At 37.7% G+C, this 21,293-nt stretch carries 29 protein-coding genes; 28 read left to right on the top strand and 1 reads right to left on the bottom strand.

From position 1 onward, the window contains the following. Positions 1-49 precede the first annotated feature (49 nt). The 11 genes from M3610_RS05750 (at position 50) to M3610_RS05700 (ending at position 8,362) form a co-directional block, all read left to right on the top strand. On the top strand, positions 50-1,102 hold the full coding sequence (locus M3610_RS05750) for a hypothetical protein (RefSeq protein ID WP_251457218.1): 1,053 nt from the start codon (positions 50-52) through the stop codon (positions 1,100-1,102). A 13-nt stretch (positions 1,103-1,115) separates the two neighbouring features. After that, on the top strand, positions 1,116-1,568 hold the full coding sequence (locus tag M3610_RS05745; RefSeq protein WP_098571157.1) for a cytochrome c maturation protein CcmE: 453 nt from the start codon (positions 1,116-1,118) through the stop codon (positions 1,566-1,568). A 25-nt stretch (positions 1,569-1,593) separates the two neighbouring features. Next, positions 1,594-3,576 (top strand): heme lyase CcmF/NrfE family subunit, encoded by a 1,983-nt coding sequence (locus tag M3610_RS05740; RefSeq protein ID WP_251457215.1) that lies wholly within the window; start codon positions 1,594-1,596, stop codon positions 3,574-3,576. 1 nt (position 3,577) lies between these two features. Beyond that, complete coding sequence (locus M3610_RS05735; RefSeq protein ID WP_251457212.1) at positions 3,578-4,084, top strand: cytochrome c-type biogenesis protein CcmH; 507 nt, start codon at positions 3,578-3,580, stop codon at positions 4,082-4,084. A gap of 12 nt (positions 4,085-4,096) precedes the next feature. Then, positions 4,097-4,468, top strand: coding sequence for a hypothetical protein (locus tag M3610_RS05730; protein ID WP_251457209.1), 372 nt, complete (start codon positions 4,097-4,099; stop codon positions 4,466-4,468). After that, positions 4,465-5,460, top strand: a complete 996-nt coding sequence (locus M3610_RS05725) for a hypothetical protein (protein WP_251457206.1) — start codon at positions 4,465-4,467, stop codon at positions 5,458-5,460. Before M3610_RS05730 ends, M3610_RS05725 begins: the two co-directional genes overlap by 4 nt. Positions 5,461-5,484: 24 nt before the next feature. Further along, on the top strand, positions 5,485-6,189 hold the full coding sequence (locus M3610_RS05720) for an ABC transporter ATP-binding protein (RefSeq protein ID WP_251457203.1): 705 nt from the start codon (positions 5,485-5,487) through the stop codon (positions 6,187-6,189). Further along, positions 6,186-6,866 (top strand): heme exporter protein CcmB, encoded by a 681-nt coding sequence (locus M3610_RS05715; protein WP_251457200.1) that lies wholly within the window; start codon positions 6,186-6,188, stop codon positions 6,864-6,866. Before M3610_RS05720 ends, M3610_RS05715 begins: the two co-directional genes overlap by 4 nt. A 3-nt stretch (positions 6,867-6,869) precedes the next feature. Then, positions 6,870-7,631, top strand: a complete 762-nt coding sequence (locus M3610_RS05710) for a cytochrome c biogenesis protein (protein WP_251457197.1) — start codon at positions 6,870-6,872, stop codon at positions 7,629-7,631. A gap of 12 nt (positions 7,632-7,643) precedes the next feature. Next, positions 7,644-7,775, top strand: a complete 132-nt coding sequence (locus M3610_RS05705) for a CcmD family protein (protein WP_081825327.1) — start codon at positions 7,644-7,646, stop codon at positions 7,773-7,775. A 77-nt stretch (positions 7,776-7,852) separates the two neighbouring features. Further along, a complete protein-coding gene (locus tag M3610_RS05700) occupies positions 7,853-8,362 on the top strand; it encodes a TlpA family protein disulfide reductase (protein WP_251457194.1) in 510 nt (169 codons plus the stop codon). A 44-nt stretch (positions 8,363-8,406) separates the two neighbouring features. Here the strand turns inward: M3610_RS05700 and M3610_RS05695 are convergent, their stop codons facing one another. Next, positions 8,407-9,084, bottom strand: a complete 678-nt coding sequence (locus M3610_RS05695; RefSeq protein ID WP_251457191.1) for an SIMPL domain-containing protein — start codon at positions 9,082-9,084, stop codon at positions 8,407-8,409. A 216-nt stretch (positions 9,085-9,300) separates the two neighbouring features. Here M3610_RS05695 and spoIIIAA point away from each other — a divergent pair, with 216 nt between their 5' ends. The 17 genes from spoIIIAA (at position 9,301) to M3610_RS05610 (ending at position 21,264) form a co-directional block, all read left to right on the top strand. After that, on the top strand, positions 9,301-10,224 hold the full coding sequence (spoIIIAA, locus tag M3610_RS05690; RefSeq protein WP_251457188.1) for a stage III sporulation protein AA: 924 nt from the start codon (positions 9,301-9,303) through the stop codon (positions 10,222-10,224). Further along, the gene (gene spoIIIAB, locus M3610_RS05685) at positions 10,225-10,740 is read left to right on the top strand and encodes a stage III sporulation protein SpoIIIAB (protein ID WP_098571168.1); all 516 of its coding nucleotides are present in this window, start codon (positions 10,225-10,227) and stop codon (positions 10,738-10,740) included. It abuts the gene before it with no gap. Positions 10,741-10,751: 11 nt separating this feature from the next. Beyond that, positions 10,752-10,955 carry a stage III sporulation protein AC gene (gene spoIIIAC / locus M3610_RS05680; protein ID WP_007084610.1) on the top strand — a complete coding sequence of 68 codons (204 nt, stop codon included), beginning with the start codon at positions 10,752-10,754 and terminating at the stop codon, positions 10,953-10,955. A 15-nt stretch (positions 10,956-10,970) separates the two neighbouring features. Continuing rightward, the gene (gene spoIIIAD / locus M3610_RS05675; RefSeq protein WP_373561647.1) at positions 10,971-11,360 is read left to right on the top strand and encodes a stage III sporulation protein AD; all 390 of its coding nucleotides are present in this window, start codon (positions 10,971-10,973) and stop codon (positions 11,358-11,360) included. Positions 11,361-11,391: 31 nt separating this feature from the next. After that, a complete protein-coding gene (spoIIIAE, locus tag M3610_RS05670; protein WP_251457185.1) occupies positions 11,392-12,591 on the top strand; it encodes a stage III sporulation protein AE in 1,200 nt (399 codons plus the stop codon). Between the two features lie 11 nt (positions 12,592-12,602). Next, complete coding sequence (gene spoIIIAF, locus M3610_RS05665; RefSeq protein WP_251457182.1) at positions 12,603-13,232, top strand: stage III sporulation protein AF; 630 nt, start codon at positions 12,603-12,605, stop codon at positions 13,230-13,232. After that, a complete protein-coding gene (gene spoIIIAG / locus M3610_RS05660; protein WP_098571172.1) occupies positions 13,225-13,878 on the top strand; it encodes a stage III sporulation protein AG in 654 nt (217 codons plus the stop codon). Before spoIIIAF ends, spoIIIAG begins: the two co-directional genes overlap by 8 nt. 3 nt (positions 13,879-13,881) lie before the next feature. Then, complete coding sequence (locus tag M3610_RS05655) at positions 13,882-14,028, top strand: hypothetical protein (protein ID WP_251457179.1); 147 nt, start codon at positions 13,882-13,884, stop codon at positions 14,026-14,028. Between the two features lie 15 nt (positions 14,029-14,043). Beyond that, positions 14,044-14,613 (top strand): SpoIIIAH-like family protein, encoded by a 570-nt coding sequence (locus tag M3610_RS05650; protein WP_098576554.1) that lies wholly within the window; start codon positions 14,044-14,046, stop codon positions 14,611-14,613. Between the two features lie 251 nt (positions 14,614-14,864). Further along, entirely contained in the window at positions 14,865-15,377 is a 513-nt protein-coding gene (gene accB / locus M3610_RS05645) for an acetyl-CoA carboxylase biotin carboxyl carrier protein (protein ID WP_098574927.1), read from the top strand. Between the two features lie 18 nt (positions 15,378-15,395). Continuing rightward, complete coding sequence (gene accC, locus M3610_RS05640; RefSeq protein ID WP_098574926.1) at positions 15,396-16,751, top strand: acetyl-CoA carboxylase biotin carboxylase subunit; 1,356 nt, start codon at positions 15,396-15,398, stop codon at positions 16,749-16,751. Positions 16,752-16,769: 18 nt separating this feature from the next. Continuing rightward, a complete protein-coding gene (locus M3610_RS05635) occupies positions 16,770-17,180 on the top strand; it encodes an Asp23/Gls24 family envelope stress response protein (RefSeq protein WP_251457176.1) in 411 nt (136 codons plus the stop codon). 223 nt (positions 17,181-17,403) lie between these two features. After that, a complete protein-coding gene (nusB, locus tag M3610_RS05630; protein WP_098574924.1) occupies positions 17,404-17,802 on the top strand; it encodes a transcription antitermination factor NusB in 399 nt (132 codons plus the stop codon). 33 nt (positions 17,803-17,835) lie between these two features. Next, positions 17,836-18,693 carry a bifunctional methylenetetrahydrofolate dehydrogenase/methenyltetrahydrofolate cyclohydrolase FolD gene (gene folD / locus M3610_RS05625; RefSeq protein WP_251457173.1) on the top strand — a complete coding sequence of 286 codons (858 nt, stop codon included), beginning with the start codon at positions 17,836-17,838 and terminating at the stop codon, positions 18,691-18,693. Between the two features lie 92 nt (positions 18,694-18,785). Next, entirely contained in the window at positions 18,786-20,144 is a 1,359-nt protein-coding gene (gene xseA, locus M3610_RS05620) for an exodeoxyribonuclease VII large subunit (protein WP_251457170.1), read from the top strand. Further along, positions 20,134-20,367, top strand: a complete 234-nt coding sequence (locus M3610_RS05615) for an exodeoxyribonuclease VII small subunit (protein WP_311315808.1) — start codon at positions 20,134-20,136, stop codon at positions 20,365-20,367. Before xseA ends, M3610_RS05615 begins: the two co-directional genes overlap by 11 nt. A 3-nt stretch (positions 20,368-20,370) precedes the next feature. Further along, positions 20,371-21,264, top strand: a complete 894-nt coding sequence (locus M3610_RS05610; protein WP_251457167.1) for a polyprenyl synthetase family protein — start codon at positions 20,371-20,373, stop codon at positions 21,262-21,264. Positions 21,265-21,293: the final 29 nt, after the last annotated feature.

Genomic DNA, 21,293 nt, shown 5'->3' with positions numbered 1-21,293 from the left:
GAGGACTATAGTAAAAAATAGTATTTTCTTAAAGTCAAGGAGGATTAAGATGCTAAAGAAAAAGTGGTTGGCATTATTCGTAATCGCATCATTTTTAACGAATTTCATCATCCCGCATGCTAGTGCTGAAACAGCCTTTCATGCAGAAAAATTTCCTTTTAAGGAAATGCAGATTCAAGTAATGCCAGAGTTTGATTATCCCGAAGGTTGGTCACGTGATATTCCGTCATTATTAGTTGGTCAGTACGGAACCATTACCAATAAAAGTGGTCAAGATTATGATGGCAAGTTAGAGATTGCCGTTCCAGCAATGGAAAAAGGATTTGAAGCCTTCTTAGTAGCAGAATTCCCTGAGAAAGATAAGCCTGAAGTACAGCGTCCGTATGATGTTGATAAAGAAAAAGGACTTATTACTTGGAAGCCAGCTAAGGCGATTAAGAATAATGAGACTTACGAATTTGTAATTGAGTACTATACAAAGTCAATCAAAGTGAAGGATAACAAGACTTTTACATATGAGCTTAAAAATAAAGCTACTATCGATCTTTTAGATGTAATTTTTTATGCTCCGATGGATGCTAAGGATATAAAAATTGAGCCAAAGGCCGAGAACAATTCGAAAAATGAATATGGAGAAGAGCTTTATTACTACCAATATAAAAATGTAAAAGCTGATGCAGGCTTAAAATACTCCTTTTCATATAAAAAAGATGGTACGGAATCTACGATGGAAGCTATAAACAAACAGCAGCCGCCAAACGATGAAAACCATAGTGGTGTAACTGCAACTGATCAAGTTGTTAAAAATGGTGGAACTACCGGTACTTCCAAACGTCCAATTATCGGACTTGGTGGTGCAGCAATCATTGGTATAGCGATTGTTATAGCAGGGCTCTTTATATTCCTAGGCTTAAAAGGAAATTCTCAATCAGCGTCTAAGGTTACCAAACAACCTAAAACACAACCAAAGAAACAAACTCAAACGGCAAAAAAGGACAATAAGATCAAAAATTCTGAGGAAAAGAAAGAATTACGAAAAAAGCTGTTAACAGGAAAGATTGATCAAGAAATGTACGAAGAGGAAATGAAAAAACTAATCTAATGAGGTGAGCAGGATGAAAAAAAATACGATTGTCATGCTTGGTGGATTTATTATTGCGGGCGCCATTGTTTTCCTTTTGATGGCAGCAACTCCTGGGTCAAGTGGAGTTGAACTAACAATGAAAGAACTATTGGCTACTCAAGAACAACATAAAGATGATTTCGTTACGGTTGAGGGTTTATTAATTGAAGACTCGATTAAATGGGATGCTAACAAAATTGAATTGAAATTTGATGTGAAAGATAACGACGGCAATGTTATGCACGTCATTCACAACGGAACTAAGCCGGATAATTTTTCAGAAGGTGTTATCACGATTCTCCAAGGAGCACCAACCAAAAAGAACACATTTGTTGCAGAAACAGTTAAAACAAGATGTCCGTCCAAATATGAAGGAAAAGATATCAAGGATTACGACCCCGAGACTCATAAAGATAAGTTAAATAAAACACCGAATGAAAAATAACAGGCTAACTTAAGAAGGTGACGAAATGTATTTATTTTCCAATGCAACGATTTATATAGGCTTAGCCATTGCGATTTATTCTCTTCTTATTATCACGTTGGGGATTAGCAAGAAAAATCAAAAATACGTTAACAGTGGTAAAGGTGGATTAATAGCATTATTAGTTTGTTCCTCACTTGCCATGCTATCATTGTTCTACCTTTTAGCAACCTCTCAATTTCAATATGAATATGTTCATGATTACACAAGCAGTGAGCTCCCTATTATCTATAAACTGACGGCACTCTGGGCTGGTAATGCCGGATCGTTGTTATTGTGGACGTTTTTCTTAACTTTATATACCTGTATGATTGCTTTCTCACGGAAGTTAAAGGGGAACCCAATGGTCCCATACATATCTGCCATTTTACTAGCTAATGCTGTTTTCTTCTTCTTTATTCTAGGCTTTGTAGCGAAACCTTTCATTCTATTAGATGAGATTCCAATCGAAGGTAAAGGCTTAAATCCAATGCTTCAAAACCCTGGTATGATTATACATCCAGTCACACTTTACTTAGGATATGTTGGACTTGCCATACCATTTGCCTTTGCGATGGCCGCACTGATTTTGAAAAATGTTGATGATTTCTGGATTAAAATGACAAGACGCTGGACGATTATTGCTTGGTTATTTTTAAGTCTGGGTAATATCTTTGGTGGGCAATGGGCTTATGTTGAACTTGGGTGGGGCGGATACTGGGCATGGGATCCAGTTGAAAATGCTTCCTTTATGCCGTGGCTAACGGCTACTGCATTCTTGCACTCTGTTATGATTCAAGAACGAAAAAACATGTTAAAGGTATGGAATATAAGCTTAATCATTGTATCCTATGCACTTACTTTATTTGGCACGTTCCTTGTACGAAGCGGGGTATTGACTTCTGTCCATGCCTTCGCCAATTCAAATCTAGGATTATACTTCTTAATCTTTATGGGCGTGGCGGTGATTGGAGCGCTATATGTATTGATGAGCCGATACAATCTGCTAAAAAGGAGTGCAGGTGAATTTAACTCCTTTGTGTCTAAAGAAAGCAGCTTCTTAATTAATAATTTATTACTTGTTGGGGCCGCCTTTGCAGTATTTTGGGGAACCATTTTCCCATTAGTATCGGAAGCAGTCCGGGGTACAAAAGTGACGGTGGGACTCCCATTCTTTAATAAGGTTGAAGCACCGATTTTATTATCAATGATGTTTATCATGGCGGTTTGTCCATTGCTTGCTTGGCAGAAATCTACCGTAAAAAATCTTAGGAAAAACTTTATGATTCCAGCAATCCTAGCAATTCTAGCGATGATTTTAATGGTAGTACTAGGAATTCAAAAGGCCTGGGCAGTCATTGGTTACGGTGTTATCAGTCTATTATTAATAACTCATTTCTTAGAGTTTTATAGAGGTGTGAAAGCCAGAAGAAAGATGACCAAGGAATCTCCACTAGTTGCCCTCTATCGCTTAATGATCCGAAATCGACGCAGATATGGCGGATATATCGTTCACCTTGGAATTGCTTTTATTACGATGGGGATTATTGGTTCACAGAACTATGATTTACAAACAATGAAAACGGTCGATTTAGGAAAGTCAATTGAATTACAAGATTATCGAATCAACTATGAACGGCTAGATCAGAAAAAAGAAGGAATTAACGACATCGTTTATGCCGATGTAACTGTGTTTAGAAATGGTAAAGAGCTGGGCACATATCAGCCGGAAAAGGTTTTTTATGGAAACTGGGAACAGCCGTCTTCTGAAGTGGCCATTATATCCTCACTTAAGGAAGACTTATACATCGTATTAAGCGCATGGGAAGACGATGGAAAAGCTACCTTTGTTGTAAAAGTTAATCCCATGATGAATTGGTTGTGGATTGGATCATTCATGATTGTTATTGGCGCACTGTTCGCCGTCTGGAACGGAAAATATGGAAATGTAACTCCGAGATACACAGGAGTTCGTAAAGAGGTGTCTTAATATGAAAAGTAAAATATATATGGGGCTCCTCATTATCTTAGCCATCTTTCACGGATCATTCCTTCGTGCGGAAGCTGCAAAACAGATTGACTATAAATCTGCCGGATTCAAAGCTGTTGCTCAGCAATTCGCCTGCACATGTGGCTGCGGTCAGGATCATTATGAATGTGATCCGAATACATGTAATCTAACAACTGAGTTTAAAGCAGACTTAGTTGATATGATGAACAAGGGCTGGGATAAGGATAAAATTCGTGAATATTATGTCAATATTTATGGGGAAGAGATATTAACTTCACCAGAGAAAAGTGGTTTTAGCCTAACCGCTTGGGTACTGCCGTTTGTTGTAATAGGAGCAGCAGGAATTGCCGTGTTTTTCATCATCCGTAAATGGGTGAAGAAAAAAGGAACAGAAGAAGATGTGGCGGAATATGAGAGTCCCGGGGATGAAGTAGAAGGAGAAATCCTTTCCTCTATCATTGATGAAGAACGCAAAAAGTATCTTTAGGATGTGAACAATATGCAAGATATCACCGTCATTTCGATGATTTTTACTACCATTTTAGCGCTTGCTTGTCTATTTCTAATCTTATCACCTTTATTTAAGTGGGATACGTATATACAGGTTTCTTCTAAAGGAAAAGATATCAATCCTACCAAAGAAGCACTTTTGACCACTCTTAATGAAATAGAATTTGAGTTCAAGATGGATAAAATCTCACACGCTGATTATAAGCATTTAAAGAAACAATATGAGACAGAAGTGGCTAGTATTATGAAGGAAGAAGAATTAATGATAACGAATATCGACAGAGAATTAATGGATGAAGTGGAAAAAGAAATTGAAGCTCAGATGAAGACCTATAAGAACAAAAAGGGGGAAGGAAAGTGATCAATAAAATCACCGTTTTCTTCCTCGGGCTGATGCTGTTAATCCCTTTACATGGATTAGCGGCATCAGATTCAAAGGTTTCAATTGATATGCATTATATTGTGATTAGTCCTACAGATGACGGCGGGACGAATATGATGAATATGGTTAACTATACAAATACCGCAGACCATGTATATAAAGGGGACGGAAAAAGCGAAGCTGTCTTAAATGTAACCCTTCCTGAAGGAGCAGAAGATCTTAACGTTTTAGATAATCAAATTGCCTTTAAAGAGAAGAATAAGGGGTTCATTACAACCACACCAATTCCAGCCAATCAAACGATGGTATTGCCATACAGTTATAGAATGGCAAAAGGGAAAGTAATAAGTTTAAGATCTGACTATTTCGTACAAATGATGCAGATTCTCGTTCCAGAAGGAAGAGGAAGTATTGAAGTAAAAGGCGCTGAAGCGACAAGTCAAGGCAGCTTCAAATTTGATGATCAAAATTACTTTGGCTATAGTATTGAAGGACTTAAGGCTAATCAGGCGTTTACTCTGGTTTATAACAAAGACGTTCAGCCACCGGCAGATGAAACCAAAGAAGCGGAAACAACTAGTGAAAGTGGAAATAATAGTTCAGTCACACACACAGCGCCTGCTTTCCATAATCCTGGTCATCTAAGAATTTGGGCACAATCCCCATTACATCGCTTTAACCCGCATGTGTTCTTGATTATTTTAGTGGCGATTGTCATTGCAGGAATCTCTTATTATATCTATTTTAGGAGGAAAGCAAGAATACTAGATGAACGCCTTGGGGCAGATAAGGAAGAGAAAGCATTTAAACTATTAATGACCAAGCAAAAAGCAATTATGGATAAGATCATAGAATTGGAAGAATCCTTCGGTGATGGGAAGCTTTCAGAGGATGAATACCACGCAAAGCTTGAGGCATATAAACAACATCTTGTCCAAGTAAAATTAAATCTGCGTAATTTTGTAGAGTAGCAGCTGGGATGGGAGAGACTTCATATGATAGAAATAAAAAAGCTAACAAAGCAAGCCGATAATAAACTTATCTTGCGTGGTGTAGACCTCTTAATCAGTAAAGGCGAAACAGTTGCCATACTCGGACCCAATGGAGCAGGGAAAAGTACACTTCTTAAAGTGCTGGCAACCTTAATAAAACCTACATCAGGACTGATACAGGTTAATGGTATGGATTTGAAAAAAAACCATATAAAAATAAAAAAAATAATGGGTTATTTACCCCATTCCAGCTTGCTTTATGATCATTACACACCATTAGAAAATATTGTCTTCTTCGGAAATATATATGGTGTTAAGAATGTTGAACAACGAGCAACGGAGCTTGTTAAAGAGGTAGGCTTATCATTCTTTTTGAATGAACCTGTAAAGAACTTCTCACGCGGGATGATTCAAAGGATTGCTATTGCAAGGGCCATCGTTCATGAACCAGAAATCCTCTTATTGGACGAGCCGCACACCGGGTTGGACCAAGGGGCTATTGGGATATTGAATAATGTGATCCTTTCTATGAAAGCAAAAGGGACGACTACTTTGATGGTAACACATGATTTTAAACAAGCAGCTGAAATCTGCGACAGGATTATTATTGTTAAAAATGGAAAGATTGTCGATGATTTTAGGATTGAAAATCAAAACTTAGGATATGTTTCTGAGAAATATGAACAATTAGTGGAGGGAGTATCATGAACATTTTTCGAACAGCCCTCTTACTAGCTAAAAAGGATCTATATTCTGAGCTAAAAACGAAGCAAATAATGGTCACACAAATTATATTTGCTGGTCTAGTGATTGTGGTTTTCAGCTTTGCCTTTGACCCTGCTAATAATACAACCAAAGCAGTTATTCCGGGGGTGATTTGGGTCATCATCGTTTTTGCAGGAATTTTAGGTCTGAACAGGTCGTTTATTTCAGAGAAGCGGAATGATACGATGCAAGGATTATTGGTGGCACCAATGGAGGCAGCCAGTATTTATTTAGGAAAGTTCTTAGCCAATTTTACCATGATGCTGATTGTGGAACTTGTTTCGATCCCGTTTTTGTTCCTATTATTTGATTTCAAATTCTATGGAAGTCTTCCATATTTTATCTTAGTTGTATTCTTGGGAAGTTTTGGATTTATTGCGATTGGTACATTCCTTGCCGCATTAGCAGCCAATTCTAAAAGCAGTGAAATGCTGCTTCCGCTCTTGCTGTTTCCGATAACAACACCCATCTTAATCGGTGTTGTCCAAGCGACAAGAATCATCCTAACCAACATGGAGAAATTTTCAAGTGCCGTGGCGTGGATTCAGTTGGTTACAGCTTACGATGTTATCTTCTTTGTTGTGTGTCTCTTATTAATAGATTATGTGCTGGAGGTTTAAGTGATGAGTATGAATCTCGAACGGGAGAAAGCAGTGCTTCCTGGAACTCAATTAACTGTTAAAAATAACCTGGATCTGTCAAAAATTTTATTTGGTGCGACAGTTATTTCGATGCTGGCTGCCTTGTATTTTATCTTTATCTTTGCTGCTGAGGAAGTAACGATGGGAGCAGCCCAGAAAATCTTTTATTTCCATGTAAGCTCTGCATGGCTTGCATTCATGGCATTCTTTGTAACATTTGTATTTAGTATATTATTTTTAATCAAACGGAAAAGAATTTTTGACACCTATGCCTATATTTCTGCGGAAATTGGAGTGGTGTTTACAATCATCGTTTTAACGACAGGTCCGATTTGGGCAAAATCTTCATGGAATACTTGGTGGGTATGGGAACCGCGGTTAATTACCACGTTGATTCTATTTTTCATCTATATTGCCTACATAATGATCCGACAAATGGATGGAGTTTGGGATAAAAAAGCCAGGCTGGCTGCTGTATTTGGAATTATCGGGTTTGCTGATGTTCCGATTGTATTCTTCGCGATTCGCTGGTGGCAAACAAAGTTTCACCCAATTGTATTTGGTGAGGGACCTTCTCAAAAAGGTGGAGGTATTGAAGGTACCATGTTAGTAGCCCTGTTTGTTTCACTTGCAGCATTTACCATTCTTTATTCTTACCTTCTTCATAAAGGTGTTTCCTTTGAAAAAATGAAACTTAAAGTTGAGCAGTATAAAGAAAAATTACGAGAAGACTTGGAAAAATAGGAGGAATTTATCATGGGATTTGAATTTATGTATGGTGCGTATTCAGTGGCGTGGGTTGTTATATTCTCATATATGCTAATACTTGGGAAGAGACATACAAAACTGAAGAAAGAAATTGAATTCTTAAAACAACTAGAAAAATAATTAGTATGTAATTTAGGGCCTGTGTAGAATTTACAGGCCTTTTGCATAGAACTTTAGAGGTGTCAGGAGGAAGTACGATGAACAAGCGGGTTATTAAATTACTCGTATTGATTCTTATTGTAAGTATGTTCGGTTTCTTTGGTTATAGTTTAGTAACAAAAGGCAAACATACAGATGTAGGGGATAAAGCGTATAATTTTTCACTGCCAAATTTAGATGGAAGTACAACCAAACTCAGTGATTTTAAGGGAGAGGTTGTCATTTTGAATTATTTTGCCTCATGGTGTGCTCCGTGTAAGGAAGAGTTACCGGAACTAGAATCGTTCCAAAAAGAATATGGGGATAAGTATAATTTTCTGATGATTAATCGCGGAGAGACCATGGATAAGATTAATAAAGTAACAGAGAAAAATAAAGCTGGAATGAATTATTTATTCGATTATAATGCTAAAGTTTCGAAAATGTATAATGTGACAGGGCAGCCTGAAACCTTTGTAATTGATAAACAAGGGGTAATAAGAGAGCATTTTAATGGTCCAGTTACAGAAATGCAATTATATAATTGGGCAAAGAAATATGATAATTAAACCACAAAAAAGGATTGAACCATAAAAATTGGTTCAATCCTTTTTTAATGTGAGGAAGTAAATTTAAATTCCGCGATTACTTCTGCTTTGACTTTTATTTGTCCCGGTTCTAATGGTGTGGAAGTCATTCCTTTCACGAAAGTGGCAGACTGATTAAAGACAGGCTGGACGGTACTTCCTCCTTCGATGATTTGAATTGGAGTTGGTCTTAACGAAACCTTTATGGTGCTTGCAATGGTTTTAGCTTTTTCAGAGGCATTATTTACAGCAAGAACTAAGGCCTGCTGATAAAATAATTCTTTGTTTTTTGCAGTAAATTGAACATTAGAGACGTAGTTTACCCCATTCTGAACAGCGGTGTCTACAACCTTTCCAATGATTGATAAATCATCAATTATTACTTTTAAAATATGAGTAATTTTATAGCCGCGAAATATTTGTTTCCCTTGATCATAATCATAATCGGATTCAATACGATAATCGAAGGTTTGAATATGATTTTTTGTAATACCTAGTTCAATAAGTGAGTCGATTACTTTAGTTGCTTCAGCGGAGTTTTGTTGTTGCGCCGTGATTAATTGCTTACTTTCAGTAATAATCCCTAAGTTTACTGAAGCTGAGTCAGGTTGTACGTCTATTTCTCCCTCACCTGATACTTTAATTAAGTTGCTCCTGTGAGGGTGTCTATTGCGGTCAAGGGGAGGGGAATTGAAATTGTACACTTTTTAACGCCTCCTTGATGGATATTCTTTCCTATAAAACACGGTTTACCTTATGATACGTTCTGAGATTTAATTCATTCCTGTTAACTTATCAAACTTTGTTCTAGCAATAATCTAGGATATTGAAAAAGAATTGACAGATTTGAAAGTCATAATGTGACCAAGCAGGCATACATTTTAAATAATGATAAATGCAAATAAGAGGAGGTTGCACACGTGGAAAAAATCTTAAACTTTTTACCTAAAAAAATAGCAGACCTAATCAGCAAAATCCCTCCTAATCTAAAAGAAGAATTAGAAGAAATTCGTATTCGCATCAATCGCCCTATTGAAATAACAATGAGAGGGAAACCTAGATTTTTATCCTATATTATCCAACCAGAAGATGCTATTCATCTAATGAATAAAATAAGTCATTTCTCCATCTATACACTTGAAGAGGAGCTTAAGCAGGGGTTTATCACTGTTTCTGGAGGACATCGGATTGGACTCGCAGGCAAGGTAATCCTAGAGGGTGGCAAGGTGAAGGCGATTAGAGATATTTCCTCTTTTAATATCCGGATTGCCAGAGAGAAGGTGGGAATTGCAGAACCTCTTATACCATACATCTATCAAGGCAGATGGATGCATACCATGGTGATTGGACCGCCCCAAACCGGTAAAACAACATTACTTCGTGATATTGCAAGAATTGCCTCCTCGGGATTCGGAGTAAGCGGAATAGAGTCAAGTAAGGTCGGAATTGTAGATGAACGAAGTGAAATTGCCGGTTGTGTTCATGGAATCCCACAATTGACTTTTGGTGACCGCTTAGATGTATTAGATGCCTGTCCGAAAGCTGAAGGAATGATGATGATGATCCGCTCTATGAGTCCAGATATATTGGTAGTTGATGAAATCGGACGGAAAGAAGATAGTGAGGCGATCCAAGAGGCTGTTCATGCAGGAATTACTTTGATGATGACCACACATGGGACGAGCATTGAAGAAGTAAAGAACAGACCATCTCTACGATATATTCTCGAACAAAGAATCTTTCAACGGTTTATTGTCCTTGATAGATCATCAGGACCAGGTACAATTACACACATTTTAGATGTGAATGGAAATGAAATGAATCAAAAAGTGAGAGTGACATAAATGATTAAGCTAATAGGTGCTGTTTTCATAATTGTCGCAACAACCTGGATTGGGTTTGAGATTTCCAGACGCTTTAGTGAACGGCCAAGACAGCTCAGAGCATTAAGGTCTGCACTTCAATCACTTGAAGCAGAAATCATGTATGGTCATACACCGTTACACGAAGCGGCCCGAAGGTTAGCCGACCAATTATCAAAACCACTTTCGCCCTTTTTTGAAGCCTTTTCCAAGAAATTAACAGACACAGAGACAACGGTTAAAGAAGCCTGGGAAACGAGTTTAAGAGATATATGGAGTTCCACAGCATTAAAGCAGGGAGAATTTGAAATTATGAAGCAATTCGGGGAAACCCTAGGCCGGCATGATCGGATCTCCCAGCAAAAACACATTATGCTGACACTGACACATCTAGAAAGAGAAGAGGCAGAAGCGGTTCAAGCACAAGCAACATACGAAAAAATGGTAAAGAGCCTGGGATTTTTGTCAGGGTTATTACTGATTATTTTATTATTTTAGGGGGAAAAGCAATGGGGTTAGAAGTGGATATCATATTTAAAATTGCCGGTGTGGGAATCGTGGTTGCCTTTTTGCATACCGTTTTGGACCAAGTGGGAAAAAAAGAATACGCTCAGTGGGTCACGCTGTTTGGGTTTATTTATATTTTATTTCAGGTAGCTTCCATTGTGGATGATCTCTTTCAAAAAATTAAATCCGTATTTTTATTTCAATAAAGGAGGGGCCCTAAGATTGAAATCATAAAAATCGTCGGCATATCACTCGTAGCAACCTTTCTCGCATTAATTGTAAAGGAACAAAAACCTAATTTTGCTTTTCTCCTAGTCGTCTTTGTAGGTTGTGTCATTTTCCTATTTTTAGTCGATAAAATATATGAAATTATTCATATGCTTGAAAAACTTGCAGTGAATGCAAATGTGAATATGGTTTATATTGAAACGATCCTTAAAATTATTGGAATTGCGTATATAGCTGAATTTGCGGCCCAGATTACCAAGGATGCAGGTCAGGGAGCACTCTCTTCTAAAATTGAAATAGCCGGAAAAATTATTATTCTTGCAATGGCTATTCCGATTTTAACTGTTTTAATAGAAACAATCATAAAGCTTATTCCAAGTTAATGACATACCTGAAAAAGAGGTGTTAAGGAAATTGAAGCAGCGATGGCAGTTTATTCCTATTACCATTCTCGTATTCTTTTTTTTATTGATTCCAAATGTACAAGCTGCTGAAGAGGGAAAAGATCAAACCAATCCGCTTTCCCCCCAGGAGTTGGTTGATGAACAGCTCAAATCGCTCGATATCACAGAACTTAAACAATTTTGGGAGGACATCAAGTATAAATATGGGGGATTCCTTCCAGAAAGTCAGAAAGGCAGTTTGTATGATTTCATTAGTGGTGAGAAAAAATTTTCTTTAAAACAATGGGGATTGGGAATCGTTAAATTTGCCTTTCAAGAATTTGTTGCAAACGGTAAATTACTAGGTTCATTGATTATGTTAACCATTTTTAGTATGTTCCTTCAGTCAATGCAAAATGCTTTCGAGAAAAGCGCCATTAGCAAAGTTGCCTATTCGATTGTTTATATGGTGTTAGTCATTATTGCCCTAAACAGCTTCCATATCGCAATCAGTTATACAAATGAGGCAATCGGTTCGATGATCTCGTTTGTGCTTGCTCTTGTCCCACTTTTACTTGCATTAATTGCAGCATCAGGAGGCCTGATTTCAGCAGCCTTCTTTCATCCGGTGATTTTATTTCTTATGAATATGAGCGGATTGTTTATGCAGTATATCATTCTGCCTCTCCTTTTTCTTGCTACACTTTTGAGTATTGTGAGTACGATGTCCGAGCAATATAAAGTGTCACAACTAGCAGCCTTGCTAAGAAATTGGAGTATTGGACTTATGGGACTCTTTTTAACTGTGTTCCTTGGTGTAATCTCAGTACAAGGGGCTTCGGCGGCTGTTTCTGATGGAATAACGATGAGGACAGCGAAGTTTGTGACAGGAAATTTTATTCCTGTAATCGGGAGGATGTTTACAGATGCTACAGATACGATCGTTAGTGCATCAGTCCTATTAAAAAATACGGTAGGTATTGCTGGGGTAGGAATTTTACTTATTATCGTGGCCTTTCCGGCTATTAAAATATTAATGATTGCCTTCATATATAAATTTGCCGCTGCGATTTTACAGCCGTTAGGCGGCGGCCCAATCATTACCTGTCTAGATATTATTAGTAAAAGTGTTATATATGTTTTCGCAGCACTGGGTATCGTGTCACTTATGTTCTTTTTATGTGTAACAGTTATTGTTGCAGCTGGAAATCTGACGATGATGATCAGATAGGGGGGATAAAAATGGATTTTTTAATAGAGTGGGTAACGAATATTATTCTTTTTATCTTATTAGCAACGGTAATTGATATGCTCCTCCCCAATTCAAGTATGCAAAAATATACGAAAATGGTTACGGGGCTCCTCTTAATTGCCATTATTCTAACCCCAATCTTTAAATTGATCTCCAAGGATTTTGAAACTGCACTTGGATCTATCCCTTCATATCAAGCCCCTGGAGAAAAAAATATGAAAAATTCAATAGATTTGAAGAAAAAAGAAATACAAGCCTTGCAACATGCATATATTTTAGAAGAAATGGCTGTCCAACTGGAAAAGGACGTGAAAGAGGAGTTGATGGAACAATACGGATTGGAGATCGCAAAAATTGATGTAGCTACAAATGAAGAAAGCGACCAAGCATTCCCTGAAAACCTCCAAAAGGTTATGGTTCTTCTGAAACAACCAGAAAATGAAGTGAAGACAGTCGAAGCAATTAAACAAATTGAAATTAACACAGAAACACCTCTTCCATCTAAAAGCTCAACAGAAGAAACTAAAAAAATAGCCGCTTTTCTTTCGCAAAAATGGAATGTGACCGAAAAAACAGTTGAAGTTTCGATTGAAGGGGGGAGTAATAACAAAAATGGATAATAAAAACCAGGGGCCATTTTCATGGCTTAAAAAGGTACTGAAAATCGAAGGAAGTTCTGAAAAGAAGCCAGGTAAATACCAATATATGATCGTTGTTTTATGCATTGGTGCAGCCTTTATGCTTGTTGGCAATATTGTTTTCAAAAAAAACCCGAGTTCAGCAGATATCCCGGTTACGGCCAATAATAAGGTCGAAGCCGAAGATGTACCTGCATTTGGTCTAAACCAAGGTTCCGGCAATAAGACAGTGTCTGCATATGAGGAAAAATACGAAAGTCAACTTAAGAAGGCCCTCCAGCAAATGCTAGGAGTAAACGATGTGACAGTGGTCGTCAACATCGACTCAACTGATAAGAAGGTCCTAGAAAAAAATAGAGTTTCCAAATCACAAACGACAGAAGAAACAGATCGAGAAGGCGGGGAACGTAAAGTTCAGGAGGCCTCAACAGATGAACAACTTGTGATTATCCGTAATGGTGAAAAAGAGGTTCCTATTGTAGTAGAAACGAAAAAGCCTGAAATTCGAGGGGTCCTAGTAGTCGCGAAAGGCGCAGATAATATTCAAGTGAAAAAATGGATTGTAGAAGCCGTTACACGCGCCTTAGATGTACCAAGCCATCGGGTCGCAGTAATGCCTAAAAAATAGACTGTGTTAAAGCTTATTGTTGATATTGGCACCCTGTTGATTGGAGCGGAAGGCACGAAGACTCCTGCGGGAGGCTCCCCGGACCGCCCGCGGAAAGCAAAGTGCCTGGAGCAGAAATCAACAGGCCAGTTTAAAAGACCTAAAAAATAAAAGGGGTGTTTTTAGATGTTATTGAAAAAACAAACAGTTTGGTTATTAACGATGTTAAGTTTAGTTGTTGTATTATCTGTTTATTACATCACATCACCAGAGCAAAAGGGTAATGATCTTGCAGCTATCCAGCAAGATGCCAAGGAACAAAATAAAGGAAAAACAACAACAAAAACAACAACAAAAACAGAAGCAAAAGATGATAAAACAATTGTATCAACCGTTGCTGGTGATCAAGAGTTTGAAGAACTTCGAATGAAGTTAGATGACCTAAGAAGTCAACAGCAAGAGGATTTAACGACTGAGCTTGCATCAACTGATCTTCCAGCTGTCGAACGCAGCAAAGTAAAAGACCAAATGGATAAATTAAATCAAACTGCACAAAAAGAAGAAATACTTGAAACGCTAATTAAAACAATGGGTTATGAAGATGCATTGGTCAGAGCTGATGGTGAGGAAGTCCGAGTTACCGTTAAATCTAAGAATAAGCCTTCCGCAACTGAAGCAAATAAAATCATCTTACAAGTGAAAAAAGAAATTGGTGAAACCAATTATGTAGCAGTAGAATTCCAGCCAACAAAATAAGTTACGAACAAAAAGGAAAGTCACTGACTTTCCTTTTTTTTGATTGTGGACCCTCATATAGGGTAAAATAATATGTTGTGAGACATCCACTGTCCAAAATTTCCTTTTGTTCATAAAAATATTAAGATAGAGGGATAAGGCAAAGGGTGGGATATTCTATGGTGAAAATATACATCATTGAACTTTCACTAGATATTATCGTATAGTTATAGTAGTTAGTCATAATTTTGTTGTATGAGGGGTGTAACTCAATGTTAAAAGTTCAAGAAATTCGCGAATTAATAAAATTGGTGGACCAATCGAGTATTGATGAGTTTGTATATGAAAACGAAGGTTCAAAAATTAAAATGAAAAAAAATGTTTCTGCTACATATGTTTCACAAGTTAGTGCTGCTCCATCTGTAATTGAAACTGTACCAACTTCAGTAGCACCAATCGTTCAAACCGCAACACCATCGGCTGCCGTTCAGGAAGTAAGCCAAGAAGATCAAAAGCAAGAACCTGTAAAGCAAGCCGATACAACAAATCTTCACAAAATTGTCTCACCTATGGTTGGAACTTTCTATGCTTCACCAACACCAGATGCTGACGCTTATGTTAAACAGGGATCGAACGTCACAAAAGATTCCATTGTGTGCATTGTAGAAGCAATGAAATTATTCAATGAGATCGAAGCGGAGATTGACGGAGAAATCGTTGAAATCCTCGTTAAAGATGGACAATTAGTAGAATACGGCCAGCCTTTATTTTTAGTAAAGCCATAAGTTAGGAGCGATAACAGGATGATAAAAAAACTGTTAATTGCAAACAGAGGGGAAATTGCAGTTAGAATTATTCGTGCATGTCGAGAAATGGGTATTGAATCCGTAGCTGTATTCTCTGAAGCAGACCGCGAAGCATTACATGTTCAGCTGGCAGACGAGGCCTACTGCATAGGACCAACTTCATCAAAAGACAGTTATTTAAATGTAACCAATCTTATTAGTGTAGCGAGGTTAACAGCTTGTGACGCTATTCACCCAGGGTATGGGTTCTTAGCCGAAAATGCTGATTTCGCAGAGCTTTGCCGGGAATGCAATATTACATTCGTCGGTCCAAGCCCTGAAGCGATTACAAAAATGGGTACAAAGGATATTGCAAGGGAAACCATGCGGGAAGCCGGTGTTCCAATTGTCCCAGGGTCAACTGGGATTATTAACGACATCGATGAGGCGCTTGAACTTGTGAAAAACATCCAATATCCAGTAATTATTAAAGCCACAGCTGGCGGAGGCGGCAAAGGAATTCGTGTTGCCAAGAACGAACAAGAATTAGTAAAAGGCATTAGTATCACACAGCAGGAAGCGATGACAGCCTTTGGAAATCCTGGTGTCTACATTGAGAAATATATTGAGGATTTTCGTCATGTTGAAATACAAGTCCTTGCTGATTCCTATGGTAACACTATTCATTTAGGAGAAAGAGACTGTTCCATTCAACGCAGACTCCAAAAGCTTCTTGAAGAAACCCCATCTCCAGCATTAGATGGAGAGATAAGAGAAGAGATGGGAAATGCGGCTGTAAAAGCTGCGAAAGCAGTTGATTATTCAGGTGCCGGCACGGTAGAATTTATATATGACTACCGCAATCGGAAATTTTATTTTATGGAAATGAACACACGAATTCAGGTGGAGCATCCTGTAACGGAAATGGTCACCGGAATAGATCTCATTAAAGAACAAATCCGAGTGGCTTCTGGAGAGAAACTAAAGTTGAACCAGAAGGATGTAACTTTCACTGGATGGGCAATCGAGTGTCGGATAAATGCCGAAAACCCGGAAAAGAATTTTCTTCCATCAGCTGGAAAAATCAACATGTATCTTCCACCAGGTGGATTTGGTGTACGAATTGACTCAGCAGCATATCCAGGGTATACGATTCCGCCATATTACGATTCCATGATTGCAAAAGTCATTGCATATGGCGCAAGCAGGGAAGAGGCAATTTCAAGAATGAAACGTGCTTTAAGTGAATTTGTTGTAGAAGGTATCCATACAACCATTCCATTCCATTTAAAACTGCTCGATCATGAAAAATTTGTAGAAGGCAGCTTTAATACAAAATTCTTGGAATTGCATGATGTGATGAAGTCTCATTAAAAATTGGAGGTGCTATGAATGAGTGAATTTAGTGTCTTGGAAATGGAACAAGGCAATAACGGACATGGGAAAGTTGAAATTGCTCCTGAAGTAATCGAAGTTATTGCAGGTATTGCTGCATCTGAGGTGGAAGGTGTTGCTGCGATGCGTGGGAATTTCGCAACAGGTGTGGTTGAACGGTTAGGGAAAAAAAACCACGGAAAAGGCGTTAAAGTGGAACTAACCGAGTCAGGAATAAAAGTTGATGTTTATTGCATGATGAAGTTTGGAATATCCATTCCATCTGTTGCAAGTAAAGTTCAGGATAATATTCGGCAAGCATTGCTGAATATGACTGCTCTCGATGCTGAGGAAGTTAACATTCATGTAGTGGGCATACAATTTGAAAACCAAAAGAATGAACAAGAGATTATTGACACGGAAGTCTAAATTATGGAAACCAAAGGAGTTTATTCCTTTGGTTTTTCTATTTTTGGAATATAGTTTTAAATAAAAGTGCTTACATAATGGAAAAATAACAAGGTTAGAGTGCGAATCATTTTTAGTTATGCTATTATCGTTAATGTGAAACCTATTCTATAACTTATTACCATTGATGTGTATGAAAAATAGACAAAATTTAATTAATTTCTCTAAAGGAGTTAAATGTATAATGAAAAGAAGAACAGCAAGGGAAAAGGCATTGCAGGCACTTTTTCAAATTGATATAAGTAATACTGAGCCTTCAGCCGCAATTGAACATGTACTGGAAGGGGAGGCGGGGGACGAATATCTTACTAGTCTCGTTCTAGGGGTAATCGAACAAAAAGCCGCAATTGACAATTTAATCAGTGAAAATCTAGAAAAATGGTCGATGGACCGCTTAGCGACAGTTGATCGAAATTTATTAAGAATAGCTGCCTATGAAATGAAATTCTTTAGAACAGAGGTCCCAGAAAATGTTATTTTAGACGAAGCCATCGAAATAGCAAAAATATATGGTGATGACCAATCAAGTAAGTTTATTAATGGTGTCCTTTCAAAAGTAAAAAATAAGCTGCAAAACAATTAATGATTTGAGAATTAAGTGAAGGGTGAAGAGAAAATGACCGCTATAATTATTAATGGAAAAGAAATTGCAGAAAAGAAAAGAATGGAAATAGCTGAAGAAGTTAGCAGAATAAAAAGACTTGGGGTAACACCAGGACTTGCGGTTATCCTTGTCGGAAATAACCACGCTTCTCGGACATATGTAACAAATAAAGAAAAAGCCTGTAAAGAACTAGGAATGAATTCTGTTTTAATTGAATTGCCAGAGGAGATTTCTGAAGAGGAGTTACTCTCTAAAATTGATGAGTTAAATAATGATATTAATATTCACGGAATCTTAGTTCAGTTACCTATTCCTAAGCATATTGATGAGAAAAAAGTGATTGAATCAATTTCTCCTCTTAAAGATGTTGATGGATTTCACCCAATAAATATTGGCAGAATGATGACAGGGCAAAATGCCTTCCTCCCATGTACTCCTTACGGAATTATGGTCCTCCTAGAAGAGACAGGTATTTCAATAGCTGGGAAGCATGTTGTTGTGGTTGGGAGAAGTAATATTGTAGGCAAGCCGGTAGGACAATTATTCCTTAATCAGCATGCAACTGTTACATACTGTCATTCGAAAACAAAAGATTTAAAGTTACATACAAATCAGGCGGATATCCTGATTGCTGCTGTTGGGATAGCTAACTTTATTAAAGCTGAGCATGTAAAAGATGGTGCTGTCGTCATTGATGTAGGTATTAACCGTAATGAAGCCGGAAAGCTTTGTGGTGATGTTGATTTTGCTGAAGTGTCCGAAAAAGCCGGATACATTACACCTGTTCCTAAAGGTGTGGGTCCGATGACAATTACGATGCTTATGTATAATACCCTAAAATCAGCTGCAGAGAGTCTTGACCGCAATTAGAGGGGAAATTGTCCTTATCTGTTATTTTAGATAAGGACTGTTTTTCGCTAATCGAAGTGTTCTTTATTATTGGGTAAAAAAAGGAGTTACATATGCAGGAACAAAAATATTTAACTGTGAATGCTCTAACCAAGTACATAAAAAGAAAATTTGATGCAGACCCGCATTTACGAGATGTGCATGTAAGAGGTGAAATTTCAAATTTTAAACAGCATTCGAGCGGACATATGTATTTTACCTTAAAGGATGAAAGGGCCCGAATTCTTGCCGTTATGTTTTCAAGTAACTCTCGTACTATGAAATTCACACCCGAAAACGGCATGAAAGTGATCGTAAAAGGTGAAATTTCGGTATATGAACCAAGTGGTCAATATCAGATCTATATCAAAGAAATGCTTCCAGATGGAATTGGGGAATTGTTTTTAGCTTATGAACAGCTTAAACAAAAACTTGAATTAGAAGGGTTATTTGCGCTTGAAACAAAAAAGACGATACCATTATATCCGAAAACAATTGGTGTGATTACTTCGCCCACAGGGGCTGCCATTAGAGATGTCATTACTACCATTAAAAGGCGATATCCTATTGCAAATATTCTTGTCTTTCCTGCCCTTGTACAAGGTGAAAATGCTGCATCATCGATTGCCAAGGCTATCTCTCAAGCAAATAGTATGACCGGAATTGATGTGCTAATAGTTGGACGAGGCGGAGGTTCCATTGAGGAATTGTGGGCCTTTAATGAAGAACTCGTTGCACGTACAATTTTTTCTTCAGATATTCCTATCATTTCAGCGGTTGGACATGAAACTGATTTTACCATTGCCGACTTTGTCGCAGATTTACGTGCACCTACACCAACTGGTGCAGCTGAACTGGCAGTTCCGCATATTGATGAGTTAATGGAAAGAGTCTTGCAGCGGCAGACTCGCCTTCTTCGTTCAATGAAGGGGAAATATCAGTTAGAAAAAGAACGGTTAACACGTGTTCAGAAATCCTATGCCTTTCGTTATCCACATCGACTATATGAACAAAAACTAGAGCAGGTTGATAAACTAACAGAACTGCTTGTCCGTGGTGCGTCTAGGTTGTCTCAAATTAAAAAAGGACAACACGAAACTCTTCATAAACGCTTACAAAGGAACCATCCGAGCCAATCTTTACACGAAGCAAGTAAACGATTAGATCATACCAATAAAGAAATGAAACGTGCCATGCTCCAGGTATTTTCAAAAAAACAAACTGAATTTGAACGAATTCTTTCCACCTTAGGGGCATTAAGTCCTTTGAAAATTATGGAACGTGGCTATAGTTTAGCATATTCCGAAGAGAACAGACTGATAAAAAGTATTCATCAAGTGAGGATGAATGAGCAAGTTCAGATTCAATTAACAGATGGCAGTCTATTTTGCAAAGTCGAGAATATTAAGGAGAGTGAAAAACGTGAAGACTGAAAATAAACTATCCTTTGAAGAAGCGATGACTAAATTAGAGCAAATAGTGGATAAGCTTGAAGAAGGTGACGTACCTTTAGAAGAAGCGATTATCTTCTATAAAGAAGGTATGGAGTTGTCCAAACTTTGCCATGATAAATTGAAAAATGTTGAAGACCAATTAACACAGATTATTACGGAGGACGGTCAAACAGAGAGTTTTACCATTGACGAGGAGGTATAAGACTTGGGAACCGGGTTACTAGATGCATTTGCACAAGAATATAAACTTCTGCTTGATTCGGAGCTTCGGACTTTAGTTAATAAGCTTGATGCCCCCCCAATCATAAAGGAATCGATGATTTATTCCCTTGAAGCAGGTGGCAAACGTATACGCCCATTATTACTATTCGCTACTTTAGACTCATTTGGAGTTGAGCCGCAAAAAGGGCTTTTTGCTGCTTCGGCTATTGAGATGATCCATACATACTCTCTCATACATGATGACTTGCCAAGCATGGACAATGATGATCTAAGGAGAGGAAAGCCGACAAATCATAAAGTTTTTGGTGATGCAATAGCTATTTTAGCTGGAGATGCATTATTAACTTATAGTTTTGAGGTAATAGGGAACATTCCTCCTGAGATTGCATCAGATGCAACAAAATTAAAATTAGTGATTGAATTAGCAAAGGCTGCAGGCACAGAAGGAATGGTTGGCGGCCAAGTGGCCGATATGGAAGGTGAAGGAAAATCCTTAACTATAGAAGAACTTGAGTATATACACATACATAAAACAGGAAAATTACTAAAGTTTAGTGTTCTTGCGGGTGCGATTATGGCAAATGCAACACAAGATCAATTAGAGAACCTTTCATCATTTGCCCATCACTTAGGTCTCGCTTTTCAAATTCAGGATGATATTCTTGATTTAGTTGGGAACCAACAATTAATTGGGAAGCCTGTTGGAAGCGATACTAACAATCATAAAAGTACTTATCCGCAGTTGTTAACACTAGAAGGGGCAACTGCAGCATTGCATAAACAAATCAATCTGTCAAAGAAGTATTTAAGCCTGACAGGATTGAATACAAACCTACTTTTGGAAATAACTGATTTAGTTGCTTCAAGAGACCATTAATATACGGAATTTGAGGCATTGAAATAAGT

It is taken from the genome of Neobacillus sp. MER 74 (assembly GCF_023714155.1).
The sequence above is the reverse complement of the archived record's forward strand: the minus strand, read 5'-3'. Positions and strand labels throughout refer to the sequence as shown.